Source organism: Actinoplanes sp. NPDC020271, from assembly GCF_044388125.1.
GTDB lineage: Bacteria > Actinomycetota > Actinomycetes > Mycobacteriales > Micromonosporaceae > Actinoplanes.
Genome location: NZ_JBIRWQ010000023.1, coordinates 116,804 through 132,139, shown reverse-complemented (window position 1 = coordinate 132,139; position 15,336 = coordinate 116,804). Strand labels below are relative to the sequence as shown.

The following is a 15,336-nucleotide window of genomic DNA, read 5'->3' as shown; positions in this document are numbered from 1 at the left end:
GTCACCCATCGCATCGGGCCAGACGCCCCGCGGCGACACCCGGCGCGCCAGGTGCGGCTATTTGATCGACTACGGCGTAGCGCTCCGGCCCACGACTTTCCCTCTCACAGCCGCTGACAGCGCGCCGACGAGGAAAGCGTTCGTACCCGGCGCCCGGCAGCAGCGCGACAAGCGGTCGGCCGACGTCATCGAGTGGCTGATACCGGCCGATCTCCCCGGACCGGACTGCCGCCTGGTGAGCCATCCGGCCCGGGCCAACGGGTGATAGGCACGTGATCCGCTGGGCGTTACGGTCAGCGCTGTGCCGATCATGACCTCACCGCAGCCGGATCGCGGGCTCGTCGCCGCCGCCGTGCGGTTCCAGGCCAGAACGGTGTTGTGGCTGTTCCGGGGCTTGGGGCTCCTGCTGCTGGTGGTCGTCCTGATCGACTCGGTCGCCTCGCGATCGGTCGATGTGGCCGGGTTCGTGGGTGGTTTCCTGGCCGTCTTCGGTGCCCCGTGGCTGATGGTCAAGCGGGCGACCGGCCGTTGCTGGCGGCTGTTGGGGGCGCCCGGCACCTATACCATCAGCGACTGGGGAATCCAGTGGTCCAGCGCTCTGGCTCAACATGGCTACGCCTGGTCGGCTTTGCGCCACGTCCAAGAGATGCCGGATCAGATGATTTTCACGAGCAAAAGCGCCGGCTTCCTGCCGATGTCCACTGCCGCGCTGCTCCCGGGGGAGCGTGAACGCATACTCGCGACGGCGGCGCAGAATGGCGTGGGTATCAAATGAGGGCCTACCTGCCGGCGTGCCACGTGAACGCTCCGTCGGCGCGACGCTTCTGTGGGTTTCGAAGCTCGGTTGATCCACAACGGCTGATGCGGTGATGACGATGCCCTCACATGCCGCAGACCGCGCGGCCGGGGTGTGGGCCAGCAGCGGTATTGCGGACTGGACCGAGGGTGCGGTCGCCACCGGCCAGGTCACGTGGCAAACAGGGCCCGGTGCACCGTCTCAATCACCGTGTCACGGTACCGGTTCGCGATCAACAAGCGTGGCGTGGTCTTCGGCGCATTCGGGGGTGTAGCCGAAGACTTGTGCCGCGATGGCTGGGGCATGTCGAGGATCAGGGTGCGGATGGCGGCGAGGCGGGTGCCGAGCAGATTGATCCGGGACTTGGCCAGCTGGTTCATCAGGTAGGTCGAGTGGACGTGCTGGGCGGTCTGCCCGGGGACAGCCAAGGGCTGGCCGCGGACGCAGGTCTGTTCGGGCATGGTCAGTCGGTGCGGCGCACCCGGGCGCGTTCGGGCCGGATGGTCTTGTTGACATGAATGAAAGTCCGGAATCCTGGGTACGACGCGCGCGTGGACGGTGAGAGCACGAACGGGCGGATGGGCCGTGCGGCCCGGTGGCTGCTGGGCAAGGTGTGGGCGGTCTGCGTGCTGGCCGCCGCCTTCGCCGCCAGTGATCGCTTCGGATGGCCGCCGGTGGCCCGCACCGCCGCCGGAATCCTCGGCGCCCTCGCCGTGGCCGCGGCCGTCGCCTGGCTGCCCCGGTGGACCGCGGAACGCCCGACCGGCGTGCCCGGCCTCGACACCGTACTGCGGGCCGTGGTCTGGTCGGCCCTGGTCCTGGGCGTCGCCGTCCTCCTGGCCACGACTCCGGCCCTCGGCGCCGCGGCCGGCGCGCTGCTGCTGACCGCGATCTGGCGGACGTTGCCGCTGTCCCGCCGCCCGGTGATCGGTAAGTCGCGGGCGTAAACGTCGGAGAACGGTCCGCGGAGGGTTGCCGGGAGCGCTGGGCTGTCCCGGCCCACGCGCCGGTGCCGGGCGGTGTTCGTTCGGGCGGTGCCCGCTGTCGGCTGCCGGCGCTGGGGTGGGCACAGGTTATTTTCGGCGCACGCTGCGGTGACGCGGCGGTGGCGGTCCGGGGTGACATACTGGGGCCCTCCGCCGACTGCGCACCCGGAGTGACATGCCCGCCGATGATCCGGCCGTCCGGCTGCCGACCCTGAGTCAGGTCGCGGCGCTGGCCGGTGTCAGCCTGAAAACCGCCTCCCGGGCCCTCAACGGTGAGCCCAACGTCGCCGAGGAGACCGGCCAGCGGGTCCGTGCCGCCGCCGAGCAACTCGGTTACCGGCTCAACGGCCTGGCCCGCGAGCTCCGCCGCGGCGGCCGGTCCGCCATGGTCGGCCTGATCAGCGGCGACCTGGCGAATCCGTTCTACTCCGCGGTGGCCAGTGGCGCCGAGCGGGAACTTCGCCGGCACGGGTTGCTGCTGGTGACCGCCAACAACGACGAGAACGTCACCCAGGAGCGGCAGCTCGTCGACGTCTTCCTGGAACGCCGGGTCCGTGCGCTGCTGATCGTGCCCAGCGGCGGCGGTCAGGAGTACCTGGCCCGCGACGACACCGGTGGCGTACCGGTGGTCTTCCTGGACCGTCCGCCGCAGGGCCTCGCCGCGGACAGCGTCCTGATCGACAACGAGGGCGGTGCCCGCGCGGCCGCCGAGCACCTGCTCGCCGGTGGGCACCGCCGGATCGCGCTGGTCGCCGACCTGGCCCGGACAGCTTCGCAGCGCGCCCGCATCGACGGTTTCGCCGCGGCGATGCGCCGGGCCGGGAACCCGGACTGGGACCGGTATCTGCGCACCGACGTGCACGACGCGGCCACCGCGGAGCGGACGATAGGAGCACTGCTCGCCCTCGACGAACCGCCGACGGCGATCTTCACCACCAACAACCGGCTCACGACCGGCGCGTTGCGGGTGCTGGCCGGCCGTCCCCGGCCGCCGGCACTGGTCGGTTTCGACGACTTCGAACTGGCCGACGTGGTCGGTACCACGGTGGTGGCGCACGACATGGTGGCCCTGGGCCGGGAGGCGGCTCGGCTGGCCTGCGCCCGGATCAGCGGCCACGCCGGCCCGCCGCAGACCGTGGTGATCCCCGCGTCACTGATCCCGCGTGGCTCCGGCGAGATCGCCCCCTGACCGCCGCGGTCGCGCGGGATCGATGGGCGGCGATATGGTGGCGCGATGCGACTTGCCGCATCGATTGCTGTGATTGCCGTGCTTCTCACGCCGTCGGCCGCCACCGCCGCGCCACCGACGGCCACGCCACCGGGCACCCGGCCGACCTACGACTACACGCAGGCCATCCGCGAACAGGTGTGGGTGCAGACCGGTGTGGACAGTGACTTCGACGGGCAGCCCGACCGGGTCGCTGTGCGGATCATCCGCCCGGCCGCGAGCAGGAAGGTTCCCGTCATCTTCCAGGCGAGTCCGTACTACGCCGGGCTCAACGACGTACCCAATCATGACGACATCGACCGGAGCGGCGCCGCCGGCGTCGCGAAAAGCTCCGCCGTGAACCGGGCGGAGAACATCACCTTCGCCGGCTACCTGGACAATTATTTCGTGCCCCGGGGATACGCGGTGATTTTCGCCGACAGTCTCGGCACCGGCGGATCGACCGGCTGCCCGACCTCCGGCGGCCGCAACGAGACGCTCGGGATGAAGTCCGTCGTCGACTGGCTCAACGGGCGCGCGAAGGCGTTCGACGCCGACGGCAACCGGGTCCGCGCGGACTGGTCGACCGGGCGGACGGGGATGATCGGCGTCTCCTACAACGGCACGCTGCCGAACGCGGTCGCGTCGACCGGCGTGGCGGGCCTGGAGACGATCGTCCCGATCGCCGGCATCTCCAGCTGGTACGACTACTACCGCGCCAACGGCGGCGTCGTCGCGCCCGGCGGCTACCAGGGCGAGGACCTCGACGTTCTCGCCCGAGCCGTGCTGACCAGGCAAAATCCTGAAGTGTGCGCGGGCGTCATGGACGCCGTCGAGCGGGCACAGGATCGGGAGACCGGCGACTACAGTGCGTTCTGGGCCGAGCGCGACTACACGCGCGACGTGAACAAGGTGCACGCCAGCGTGTTCCTGGTGCACGGACTGCACGACGAGAACGTCCGCACCCTGCAGGCCGGTCAGTGGTGGGATGCCCTGGCCGCGCGGCACGTCCCGCGCAAGATCTGGCTGCATCAGGCCGCGCACACCGACCCGTTCAACATCCGCCGGGACGTCTGGCTGTCGACGCTGAACCGGTGGTTCGACTACTGGCTGTACCGGATCGACACCGGCATCATGCGCGAGCCGATGGCCGACGTCGAGGTGGCGCCGAACCAGTGGCGGACCGCGCCCACCTGGCCGGTCCCGTCGACGCGCCCGGTGTCGTTGCGCCTGGGCCAGGGCGCCCGGCAGACGTTCGCCGACAATCCGGCGCGGACGGCCGAGGACCTGACCGCCTCCCCGGAGACCGATGACCCGAACCGCCTCGTCTACCTGTTCCCGGCCCTCGCCAGGGAAACCCGCATCTCCGGTACGCCGGAAATCACCGTCCGCGCTGACGTCGACGGCGAGTCCCCCTACCTGACGGCAATGTTGGTCGACTACGGCGCGGCCGAGCGCTATGCAGGGGTGCGGACGCTGCCCGAGCAGGACTGCGTCGGCCCCGGCATCGAGGGTGATCCGGGTTGCTTCAACCGGCGTGAGTACGTGACCGCCACGACGCCGTACGAGATCGTGACCCGCGGCTGGCTCGACGTCCGCAACCGCACGTCACCGGCGCGGACGACACCGGTCGTGCCGGGGCGCCCGTACACGTTCACGTGGAAGCTGCAGAGCACCGACCACGTGTTCGCCCCCGGCCACCGGCTCGGCGTGGTGCTCGTCTCCACCGAGCGTGACCACACGCTCCGCTACCCGGCGGGCACGGTCGTCGGCGTCCAGCCGTCCCTGTCGAGGCTCGACATCCGCCTGGGCTGACCGTCGCGACGACGGGCAGGCGGCCGACGACCCTCGGCTGTCTGCCCGTCGTCCGTTTCCGACTTGCTCGGTGCACAGACCCGTGCGAGTAACAATGCTGCCTCTGGCGCCTGTCCGGGGATACGCTCGGCCCGTCGAGGAAATCGCGGCCGGACAGGATCACACGTGATGTCAGATTTCAAGAAAAGTTCCTACTCGGTGGCCAACAGCGCCTGCGTCGAAGTCGCCATCGACGAGAATCGCGGTGTCGTCATGATGCGCGACTCCAAGGATCCTGCAGGCGCGATCCTTCATTATGAGTCCGAATCCTGGCGAGCCTTCATCGACGATATCCGTGCGGATCGGTTGCGGCGCCTGTAGAGTCCGCCGAGCACTATTCCGCCGGTCAGGGCGATCAGCCAGGGAAGGGCGTGACCTACGCCTCGGGTGGCGGGGCGGGGGCGAGTTGTCGGCGGATCGCAAGCCGCGGCGGCTTCGTGCTCCCGGGTAATTATCTCCAGGAATCGATGACGTTCCGGGCGTAACCGAGTCCCGATCCACTCGCTGCCCACCCGCGACCACCACTGCCGGCTGATGTCACTGCGGAACATGCTCCTGGCCATTCCGTGCAGTTCGGCGTCATCGATTTCGCCGAGTTGCCATATCGCCAGCCAATACATCATGGTGAGATTCGCGTAGATCTCATGTCGTGGATGAGTTGTCGCAGCGGTCTCGCTGTCGAGGACTTCGATCAGTTCCGGATGTTCGATGGCGAGTTTCAGCAGTTCCATGTGCTGCTGGCGATCCAGGTCGGCGAGTTCCTGCCTGATCTGGCGCTGCTGGAAAAGCAGGGACGCACCGACTCCACTGAGCGCGAGCGCGGAGAGAACGGCCGAGACACCGCCGAACGCGTCGCCCACGTCCGCCAGCCTCGCCCACGGCAGGGCGGTGACCGAGAGAAGCATCATCAGCAGAGGCACGGCCAGTGTGAGGACGGCGACCAGGGCGACGCCGGTCGACCACCGGTGTATCCGGTTCCGCCGCATGCCTGCGGGTTTTGCCACGTTGACCCATGCGACCATTCCCTCAGCATGGCCACTCAGGGCAATCGATCGAACACGTGGCGTCGTGAAGGAAACGTCGCCGGCTCGTGATCAGGCCTATCGGGAGCGGAGAGTGGACATGTACCGGCGGAGGCGACCGTCCTCCGTGGCGCGCAGCCAGAGTCGCAGCACGCGGGGGTCGGTGCTCATCCGCTGCACGGCCGGTGCCTGGAGTTGCTCCTTCGTCAGGCGGAAGATTTCCGGCGGGGTGCGTTCCGCCAGTTCGGCCGCCCTGGCCACGGCCGTGGCGAGCAGGCTTTCGGCGGACGCGAGTTCGTCGACCCGGCCGGTGGCGAGGGCGGCCGCGGGGCCGAGCGTGTCGGCGCAGAGTACTGCCCGCCGGGCCTGCGGGACGCCGTAGGCATGGGCCAGGATCTCCAGCGCGGTCGCCGGGAACGGCACGCCGACGGGAAGTTCCGTCACCCCGATGGTGCCGGCGGCCATGACGCGGTGGTCGCACGCGGCGGCGAGGACGGCGCCACCGGCGATCGCGTGACCGTTGAGGGCGGCGACCACGGGCTTGCCGATGCAGAAGACCGCCCGGAAGGCTGCTTCCAGGGCGGGGAGGAACGCATGCACGTACGCCGCGCCGCCGTCGACGATGCGCCACAGGTCCACTCCGGCGGAGAACGCCCGGCCGCTGCCGGTGAGCACGACTGCGCGCGACGAGTCGACGTCGAGCTGGGCGAACGTGGCGGTGAGATGGTCCAGCAGTTCGAGGTCGAGCGCGTTGACCTTGCCGTGGGCGAGCCGCGCCACGGTCACGCCGTCGGTGTTGTCGAGGTCGATCACCGGCACCTCCCGGGTCGGGCTTCTCGACCATACGCCCGGAACCACGTCGGTGGTTCCGGGCGCGGGCGGGACTCCACGGCCGTACCGGAGGAAAGGTTTCGACCGGAACCGGGAGCCTGTCAGAAGATGGACGAGACCCATTCCGGGTGGTCGATGAACGGGTTGCGGTTGTGCTGGTAGGTCGCGTAGATGACCTGGTTGCGGTTCTTCTCGAAGGCGTCCGGCGGGTCCTGGGTGTTCCACTGCTTGAGGACCGAGAGCTTTCCGATGTACGGGTTGGTGCCGTTGCTGACCGACTCGTTGACCTCGAGGTCCGGCCAGGAGTCGTCGCCCTCGTAGCGGACCGCCATGTAGAAGATCATCCGGGCGACGTCGCCCTTGACCGCGTTGCGCGGCTCCCACGAGTCGCCGTCGGTGTAGTTGCCGGGAGCGCCGGTGGCCGCGCTGCCACCGCTGTCGAAGTCCTTGTTGTTGCGCAACGAGTTGACCGCCACGTCCTCCGGCCGCAGGTGGTGCAGGTCGGTGCCGGGGCCGGTGGCGGTGCCGAAGTCACCGTGCGACTTGGCCCAGACGTGCTCGCGGTTCCAGTCGCCGGAGTCGCCGCCGTTGAGCGTCTTCGAGCGGCTGATGCCGGAATAGATCAGGATCACGTTGGCGGAGTTCGACGGGTCCTGGTCGGTGACCTTCAACGCGTCCCAGACAGCGTCGTAGGAAATTTTCGTCACCCCGGTCGAGATGATCGTGTGCAGGGCGGCCTTGAGCGCGGTCCCGGACTTGCCGGAGGCGGCCGCATAGTAGGCGTCGGTGCTGCTGGAGGCGGTCGGGGTGACGGTGCCGGTCGCGGTCGGGCCGGTGGTCGAGGAGGTCCCGAGCGTCATCGCGCTCGGTGACTTGAGGCCGGCGTGCGTGAAGTACGCGGTGAGCGTGCCGGTCACGGACAGCTGCTTGCCGATCAGCGAGGGGTTGCTGAGCAGGCCGAACGACGCCCGGTAGGAGGCGGTGATCTGGACGTACAGCATCTTGGTGGTGCTGGTTTCCGTCTTGCTGTCGGCGATCGCCAGGGCGGTGTCGCCGGTGAAGTCGCTGAACCGGACGGTGCTGGTCGCGGTCGGCTCGCCGACGATGTAACCGGCGACGGTGCCGGAGGAGCCGGTCTGGCTGCTGATCGCCTGCGCGACGGTGAGCGTGGTCGCGGCCGCGGCGGGGACCGAGGCGAGCGTGAACAGCAGCGCGAGGAAGCCGAGGAGGGCGGGGAAGGAGAACGCGAATACGCGTTTCGGTACGGGCATGGGGCTGCTCCGTTCGCCAAGGTTGTATAGACAGCTATATAAGTCTCAGTGATCGCATCGCCCGGGTATCCATACCGAACAGGTCATATGGAGAAGGTTCGTCCGTCGTTCACCTCCCGGTGCCGCCCTCCTGCCTGCCGGGCGTGACCCGGCGGTGGATAACCTCGGTTGGCGAGGGCGAAGGGAAACGGATCGGCTTGGGCATCGAGGAAGACCTGGCGCTGCTGCGTGCCTTCGAACCGGTGGCCAAGTTCACGGAGGGTGAGTGGTTCTACCCGGTCTCCGTGCAGCGGTACGTCGACCGGGCGAGTCTCTGGCGGGTGGAACCCGGCAACAGCCCGGTCCAGGTGGTGCCGCCGGGCGGCCTGAGCGTGGACACCCTGGCCCGGGCCGGAGGCGCCGAGCAGGGCTTGAAGCACTCGTTGTCCGGCATCGGCGGGACGGAGAAACAGCTCGCGCACATCCCGCTGCGCGAACGGCCGCCGCACCTGGCCCGCGCCAGCCGCCTCGCCTCGGTCGGGCTGACCGCGCGCCTGGTCGACGCGATGAACCGGTTCTCGCTGCTGTTCCGCGGCAGCGTCCCCGGTGGCAGCGCGGCCCGCTCGTTCCTGCTGCAGCGTGATCACCTGCGGCCGGACCAGCCGACCTACTACGGGCGGGTGCTGCGCGACGACCCGTGGATCGTCTGCCAGTACTGGATGTTCTACTCGTTCAACAACTGGCGCTCGGCGTTCGGCGGGGTCAACGAGCACGAGGCCGACTGGGAACAGGTCACGGTCTACCTGGACGGCACCGGCGTCACCGGGCCGGACGGCCTGCCGCCGGCCCGGTGGGTGGTTTTCTCGGCCCACGACGAGACCGGCGACGATCTCCGCCGGCGGTGGGACGACCCGGACCTGAGCGTGCACGGCGGCCGCCACCCGGTGGTCTTCGTCGGCGCCGGTTCGCACTCCGGCGCTTATCTTCCGGGCGATTATCTGATCACGGTACGGCCACCGAAGCTGCGCGGACTGGTCGGCCTGCTCCGGGGCTCGGCGCGGCTGGTGGCCCCGTGGTCGGCCGAGGACCGGCACACCGTCGGCATCCCGTACGTCGACTACGCGCGCGGCGACGGCCGCATGATCGGTCCCGGACAGGGCGAGGGCTGGAATGCGGTCCTGATCGGCGACGACACCCCGTGGGTCCGCGACTTCCGCGGCCTGTGGGGCCGGGACACCCGTGACCGGCTCGGCGGCGAACGTGGCCCGGCCGGCCCTCGCTACAGCCGCAACGGCACCGTCCGGCAGGCCTGGGCCGACCCGGTCGGCTGGGCCGGACTGGCCAAGGTCGTCCCCAACCTGCAGGCCGAGCAGCAGCTCATCGAGATCCGTACCCGGCAGAACAGCGACCGGCTGGCCGAGCTGGACCGGGAGATCGGCACTCTGCGGCACGATCTCGCGGTTGCCGCGGCCGGGCTGCCCGTCGCCGGTCCCGAGGTGCGCGGCCTGCTCGCCGAGGAGCAGCGCCTTCGCGGCCTGCAGATCGAACGCACCCGCCTCGCCGATGAGCAGCAACGGTCAGCCACCGCCACCCCGATCGCCCACGACCCGCACGCGCACCTGCTGCACCGGCGGCTCCCGATGGAACCGCAGGCCGGGCTGCTCGGCCGCGCCCGCTCGTGGTGGGCGGTGCTGAGCACCCCGCTGATCCTGCTCGCGCTCGGTGCGGTGGTGAACCCTCGCGGCGTCGCCGGGTCGGAGACCGCCCTGGTCCTGCTGCTGGTCCTGCTCACCGTCGAGGGCGCGGTCCGGGGGAAGTTCCTCGCGGTGCTGCTGCGGCTGCTGCTGTGCTGCGTGGCGATCGGGATCCTGGTGGTGCTCTGGCTCGACGGCCGGTACGTGGTGACGTCGGTCTTCTTCCTGGCCGCGGTGCTGGTGCTGCTGGTCAACATCCGGGAGGCATGGCGCCGGTAGCCGGCCCGCGGTTCTCCCGGCGGCCACCGGCGTTGCTTGCCGCTGCTGACGCGCAGTCAGTGCGGCGGCGTGGTGAGGTAGTCACGGGTGGCGGCCAGTGCCATCCGCGCGTGCTGCTTGCCGCCGACCTGCGCGACCAGCGTCGCCCGCGGGATCTCCAGGGCGTAGGGCAGCCCGGGCGGCAGCGCGCCCAGAATGCCGTGGATGTCGATGCCCCCCTCGCCGGGGAACAGCCGCTCGAACCGCGCGGTGTGGATCAGGCCCGCGTTGGTCGACGGCACGGCCGGCGGCGCGTCGCACACGTGCACGAAGTGGAACCACTCCGGCGGCAGTTGCCGCAGCTCGGCGATGCTGGAACCGGACCGCGCGAAGTGCAGCAGGTCGATCAGGATCCCGGCGTTCGGCTGGTCCGCCTCGCGCAGGATCCGCACCGTGGTGTGCAGGTCCGGCGTCTCGGTCCAGGACGGGAACTCCAGATCCAGGGTCAGGCCGAACGGGCGCGCCATCTCGCACAACCGCGCGTGCCGGTCGATCTTGCGGTTCCGGTCCGGATCCGGCAGCTGCGCGATGACGTGCCGCGCCCCCAGCTCGGCGCCGGCCTCCAGGAACCGCTGGAAGTCGGCCGGATCGTCGTCCGGGCTGATCCGGGCCAGCTCGATGTCGAGCACCTCCACCCCGGTCGCGGCGAGGCGGACCTTGGTGGTGCGCATCAACGCCGGGTCGGTGGCGAGGGGATAGTGCGGTTCCTGCGGGGTGACCCGGGTCAGCCGCAGCCCGACGTAGCGGTAACCGCCCTCGGCCGCCGCGTCGACCAGCTCCGGCGGGGACAGGCTCAGCGCCGTGAGGTGCGCCAGCGAGAAGTCGTGCCGGGTCGCCGGGGCGGTGTCGCGCAGCGCGTGCAGCCGTTGCGAGCGGTGCGCGGCCATCCGGACCGGCGAGCTGACCGCGCCGCCGTACCCGCGGTGGTCGCCGATCCGCTGGATCACCGCGAAGAACAGCCGCGAACCCACGATCTCGGTGTAGAAATGCAGGTAGGCGCCGTGCTCGTCGCGGTCGTAGAGGATCGAGTACGCACGCAGCCGGTCGAGCAGTTCGGCCGGCAGGTCGAGCCGGGCGTCCAGATCGGCGAAATAGTTCTCCGGAATCCGGAGCACCGGAGCACCGAGGGAGCGCATGACCTTCGCCGTGGCGACGGCATCCTCGGTACGGAACGCGACGTACTGCGGATCGGCGACCGCCGGCGCCCAGTCCCCGCGCCGCAGCGGTGCCGTGTTCAGCGCGATCCGCACCCGCTGACCGGGGTCGGTCGCCGCCCGGCTCCGGATCATCCCGAAGGGCGCGGCGACCTCCGAGGTCGCGCTCACCGTCAGCTCGAACAGAGCGCGGTAGAAGAGGGTGTCCTCGTCGAACGCGTCGACCGAGGTGGTCAGCGAGACGTGGTCGATCCCGGTGATCCCGGCGCCGGCCGCGGTGTTCCCGGTCGGCGTGAAATCCCGCAGCCAGGTGTCCCGGTCGGCACCGGTGCGGACCAGGAACACCGCCGTGCCGTCCGGCGCGGCGACGGAGTTGAGCTCGGCCTCGCCGGGTTCGCGCAGGCGCGGCAGCACCGGCGCGAGCAGCATCTCCGCCCGCCGCGTCGAGGTGGCCGGGTCGGCGCCGGCCACGGCGAGGGCGCAGACCGCGGCGGTGCCGGGTGCGACCGTACGCTGTGATCCGAAATTGAGCAGGACGCGGGCGGCATCCTGTTCCCAGAGCTGGACCGGCTTGGTGCGGTGCCGGCCGGTGTGGGCGAAACCCAGCCCGGTCAGTGTCCGCGCCACCAGCGGCCCGGACACCTCGTCGACCGCGATCTCGGTGAACGCGTGCCCGCCCAGCTCCGGCGCCGCCGGCAGCCCGCCGGCCCGGAGGGATTCCTGCAGCGCCAGCAGCGAGCGCATCCCGTCGATCGCCGCGTGCCGGGGATCCTCCTGGCGGTAGACGTCGTTGAAGACCTCCAACGAGAGCGGCCCGTCGTAACCGGTGCTGCGCACGTGGGCGACGAAACCGGTCAGGTCCAGCGAGCCCAGCCCGGGCAGGACCCGCCGCTGCCGGTCCGTCGCATCGGCCACCTGCAGGTGCAGGATCTTCTCGCCGGGAATGACGCGGATCCCGGCCGGGTCGTCGCCGGTCGCCAGCACCTCGAAACTGTCCAGGCACAACCCGAGCGCCGGGTGCCCGGCCCGCCGCACGATCCGCCACGCCCGTGCGTACGTGGTCACGAACCGCCCGCCGGCCTGCGGCTCGTAGGCGATCCGCAACCCCCGCGCCGCCGCCCGTTCCGCCAGCGCGGCGAGCTGCTCCGCCGCCAGGTCGTCGTCGTCCACGGTGTCCCGCGACGCGGAGGAGCGCACCAGGAGCGTCGTCGACCCCAGTTCTTCCAGTACGCCGAACGTCCGCTCGGCCCAGCGCAGCGTCGCCGCGAACTCGCGCGGTGCGACGGCCTCGACGTCACGCGGCGCCTGATAGAGGTCGACGGTCAGCCCGCGCCGCGCGCACTCCTGCCGGATCCGCGCCGGGGACCACGGCGAGGCGACCAGGTCGCTCTCGGCCAGTTCGATGCCCTGGAACCGGGCCGCCGCGGCCGCGGCCAGTTTGTCGTCGAGGATCCCGGAGAGCGAGGCAGTGGCGATCGAGAGCATGACGTCACCCCAGGTAGGTCGGCCGGACGGCGGGCGGGACCGGACCCTTGTTGCGCCGGCCCTGGCCCATCTCCTCCCAGGCGTGGGCGAGTACGCCGACGCTGCGGCTGAGTACGAACAACCCGCGGGCCAGCGGTGCGGGGAAGCCCAGTTCGGCGTAGACGACGGCGGTGGCGCCGTCGATGTTCATCGGTACCGGGGTGGCGCGCCCCCGGGCGAGGACGACCTCGACCGCGCGAGCGGCCGCGACGAACGAGCCCCGGACCACCCCGGCCGCGGCGGCCTCGTCGACCAGCGTCAGCAGCGGATCCCGTCGCGGGTCCCGGGTGTGGAACCGGTGCCCGAACCCGGGAAGGTAGCGGATGCCCCGCGCCCGCCAGGCCGCGACGACCTCAGCGGCGGTTTCCGCGATGTCCTGCGCGGTGGCGCTGTCCGTCGTACCGTCGACGATCTCGGTCAGCAGCTCGACGCACTCCTGGCCGGCTCCGCCGTGTGAGTCGCCGAGCGTGTTGATCGCGCTGGCCATCGCGTTGTTGATGCCCACTCCGCAGGTCGCGGCGATCCGGGCGACCGCGATCGACGGCGCGTGCGGCCCGTGATCGACCCCGGCCACCAGAGCCGCTTCCAGGAGCCGGGCCTGCGCCTGATCCGGCCGCGATCCGCGCAGCATCAGCCACACCATCGCCGCGAATCCGGTGGTCCCGATCAGGTCCTGCACCGGGATGCCACGCAGTTCGATGTGATCGGGCTCGATCCGGGACACCGCGGTGCCCCACCAGTCAGCGACCTCGGTGTCCGTCATACCCGCACTGTAACCCTGGTCCGCTGAGCGGTCCATAAGGTCTGAAGAGTGGAACGTCATCGATGCTTGCATCCGCGCGGACATCGTCTCTATATTGGGCCGGACCGAAAGGCGGCTCATCTGGTCCGCCTGGCGGATCCCGCCGGAAGGGTGGCAACTCCATGGCGAAACTTCCCCGCCGCGCGGTCCTCAGGGGCGCCGCCGTGACCGCTTCTCCACCTCGGGCTCCAACATCGTGTACGCCCTCGACCAGCGCACGGGCGCGATCGTGTGGCAGAAGGCGCTGATCACCACCGGCGAGGGTGGCGCCGACAGCGGCTGTGACCCGGCCAACGGGCAGTGCGGCGGACTGACCGGCACACTGGCCGGCGCGATCGTCCACTTCGACGGGCTGATCTACGTCGGCATGGAGGGCAGCACCGGCGGTGCGCGCGGACGGGCGTACGCGCTCGACGCGGCCACCGGTGAGATCGCCTGGACGTTCTGGTCGGCTCCCGGGCCGGGCGAATTCGGCAACGACACGTGGGCCGGGGACTCCTGGAGGACCGGAGGCGCGGTGCCGTGGATCCATCCCGCGATCGACCCCGAGCTCGGGCTCGTCTACTGGACGTTCAGCGGGCCGTACCCGCGCACCGACGGGTCGTCACGCGCCGGCGACAACCTGTTCGCGAACTCGATCGTCGCGCTCGAGGCGAAGACCGGGAGACGGCGCTGGCACTTCCAGTCCGTCCACCACGACATCTGGGACATGGACAACGTGATGGCGCCGGTCCTCGTGGACGTCCGCGTCGACCGGCGGGTACGGAAAGTCGTCGTCTACGGCAGCAAGGTCGGCATGTACTACCTCCTCGACCGGCGCACCGGCGAGGCCGTGCACGGCATGACCGAGAGACCGGTGCCGCAGGACGTACGCCAGAAGACCGCACCCACGCAGCCGTTTCCCGGAGGGAAGCCGTTCGTCCCGCAGGAGCCGCGGATCGACAAGGCCACCCGCCCGGTGCCGTTCTACGAGACCGGCGGGCTGTACACGCCGCACTGGGACCGGCCGGTGATCATCTTCCCGGGCGCCGGTGGTGGTGCCGACTGGACGCAACTTTCCTTCAGCCCGCACACCGGGTGGATCTACGTCGGCTACGGACTGATCAACTCCGGGTACTCCAACGCCCGGGACGGCCGGGTGAACACGTCGCGGCCGCTGGGGGAGTACTTCGCCGGCGGACTCGCCGCGGTCGACCCGGCCACCAACACTCCCGTCTGGGTCAAGGACGGCGAGTGGTCGCTCGCCCACGGCAACGGCATCCTGACCACCGGCGGGCGGGTGATGTTCCAGGGCGGGCCGGACGGCGTGCTGCACGCCATGAACGACGTCGACGGCGAGGTGCTCTGGAGCTTCCAGACCGGCGCCGGCGTCCACACCAGCCCGATCTCGTACGAGATCGACGGCGAGCAGTACGTCGCGGTGCTCGCCGGTGGCAACGGGCTGCCCTATCCCGACATCCCGAAGGGCGACCACCTGTGGGCGTTCAAACTCGGCGGCACCGTCGCGCCGGCGCCCGCCCCGGTACCGCCGTCGAAGCGCAACGACGTGCGCGCCGCCGCGGTGACCGGCACCACCGTGACACTCGGCCGGGTGTGGAACTCCGCGACCGGTTCGCCGGGGCCGACGGAAAACACCGTCGCACAGAACGCGATGGCGCCGCAGCACCTCGCCGTTGCGGTGGGCGCGACGGTGACCTTCGTCAATCCGGCGGGCAACCGGTTCGCGCACGCGGCGGTTTCCTTCTTCGAGGACGAGTTCGACACCGGAGTTCTGATGCCGGGGGACTCGTACCCGCACACGTTCACCACACCGGGCACCTATTTCTACAACGACGCCGTTTTCCCGCAGAGCACCGGCAAGATCGTTGTGTCCTGACCAGGCTGTTCGTGACATCCGG

At 70.4% G+C, this 15,336-nt stretch carries 13 protein-coding genes; 7 read left to right on the top strand and 6 right to left on the bottom strand.

Annotation, left to right across the window (positions count from 1 at the left end):
- The first annotated feature begins 301 nt into the window (after positions 1 to 301).
- A complete protein-coding gene (locus ACH442_RS36510) occupies positions 302 to 775 on the top strand; it encodes a hypothetical protein (RefSeq protein ID WP_396342654.1) in 474 nt (157 codons plus the stop codon).
- A 191-nt stretch (positions 776 to 966) separates the two neighbouring features.
- Here the strand turns inward: ACH442_RS36510 and ACH442_RS36505 are convergent, their stop codons facing one another.
- Entirely contained in the window at positions 967 to 1,257 is a 291-nt protein-coding gene (locus ACH442_RS36505) for a hypothetical protein (protein ID WP_396342653.1), read from the bottom strand.
- Positions 1,258 to 1,347: 90 nt separating this feature from the next.
- Here ACH442_RS36505 and ACH442_RS36500 point away from each other — a divergent pair, with 90 nt between their 5' ends.
- The 4 genes from ACH442_RS36500 to ACH442_RS36485 all read left to right on the top strand — a co-directional run bounded on the left by ACH442_RS36500 (position 1,348) and on the right by ACH442_RS36485 (position 5,164).
- The gene (locus ACH442_RS36500; RefSeq protein WP_396342652.1) at positions 1,348 to 1,743 is read left to right on the top strand and encodes a hypothetical protein; all 396 of its coding nucleotides are present in this window, start codon (positions 1,348 to 1,350) and stop codon (positions 1,741 to 1,743) included.
- Positions 1,744 to 1,957: 214 nt separating this feature from the next.
- The gene (locus tag ACH442_RS36495; protein WP_396342651.1) at positions 1,958 to 2,971 is read left to right on the top strand and encodes a LacI family DNA-binding transcriptional regulator; all 1,014 of its coding nucleotides are present in this window, start codon (positions 1,958 to 1,960) and stop codon (positions 2,969 to 2,971) included.
- 45 nt (positions 2,972 to 3,016) lie between these two features.
- A complete protein-coding gene (locus ACH442_RS36490) occupies positions 3,017 to 4,804 on the top strand; it encodes a Xaa-Pro dipeptidyl-peptidase (protein ID WP_396342650.1) in 1,788 nt (595 codons plus the stop codon).
- 168 nt (positions 4,805 to 4,972) lie between these two features.
- Positions 4,973 to 5,164: a DUF397 domain-containing protein gene (locus ACH442_RS36485; protein ID WP_396342649.1), complete on the top strand. Its 192-nt coding sequence runs from the start codon at positions 4,973 to 4,975 to the stop codon at positions 5,162 to 5,164.
- On the opposite strand, the gene ACH442_RS36480 is transcribed toward ACH442_RS36485, so the two are convergent.
- From ACH442_RS36480 to ACH442_RS36470, 3 genes are all read right to left on the bottom strand, one after another.
- The gene (locus ACH442_RS36480) at positions 5,098 to 5,865 is read right to left on the bottom strand and encodes a DUF6082 family protein (protein WP_396342648.1); all 768 of its coding nucleotides are present in this window, start codon (positions 5,863 to 5,865) and stop codon (positions 5,098 to 5,100) included. The two genes, ACH442_RS36485 and ACH442_RS36480, sit on opposite strands and share 67 nt — an antisense overlap.
- 78 nt (positions 5,866 to 5,943) lie before the next feature.
- On the bottom strand, positions 5,944 to 6,678 hold the full coding sequence (locus ACH442_RS36475; RefSeq protein WP_396342647.1) for an enoyl-CoA hydratase/isomerase family protein: 735 nt from the start codon (positions 6,676 to 6,678) through the stop codon (positions 5,944 to 5,946).
- Positions 6,679 to 6,797: 119 nt separating this feature from the next.
- Entirely contained in the window at positions 6,798 to 7,967 is a 1,170-nt protein-coding gene (locus ACH442_RS36470; protein ID WP_396342646.1) for an endonuclease, read from the bottom strand.
- A 197-nt stretch (positions 7,968 to 8,164) separates the two neighbouring features.
- Here ACH442_RS36470 and ACH442_RS36465 point away from each other — a divergent pair, with 197 nt between their 5' ends.
- A complete protein-coding gene (locus ACH442_RS36465; RefSeq protein ID WP_396342645.1) occupies positions 8,165 to 9,919 on the top strand; it encodes a hypothetical protein in 1,755 nt (584 codons plus the stop codon).
- A gap of 56 nt (positions 9,920 to 9,975) precedes the next feature.
- Here ACH442_RS36465 and ACH442_RS36460 read toward each other — a convergent pair whose 3' ends face one another.
- Positions 9,976 to 12,597 carry a TIM barrel protein gene (locus ACH442_RS36460; protein WP_396342643.1) on the bottom strand — a complete coding sequence of 874 codons (2,622 nt, stop codon included), beginning with the start codon at positions 12,595 to 12,597 and terminating at the stop codon, positions 9,976 to 9,978.
- A 4-nt stretch (positions 12,598 to 12,601) separates the two neighbouring features.
- Positions 12,602 to 13,399 carry a citryl-CoA lyase gene (locus ACH442_RS36455; protein ID WP_396342642.1) on the bottom strand — a complete coding sequence of 266 codons (798 nt, stop codon included), beginning with the start codon at positions 13,397 to 13,399 and terminating at the stop codon, positions 12,602 to 12,604.
- Between the two features lie 235 nt (positions 13,400 to 13,634).
- Between ACH442_RS36455 and ACH442_RS36450 the strand changes: the two genes are divergently transcribed.
- The gene (locus ACH442_RS36450) at positions 13,635 to 15,314 is read left to right on the top strand and encodes a PQQ-binding-like beta-propeller repeat protein (RefSeq protein ID WP_396342641.1); all 1,680 of its coding nucleotides are present in this window, start codon (positions 13,635 to 13,637) and stop codon (positions 15,312 to 15,314) included.
- Positions 15,315 to 15,336: the final 22 nt, after the last annotated feature.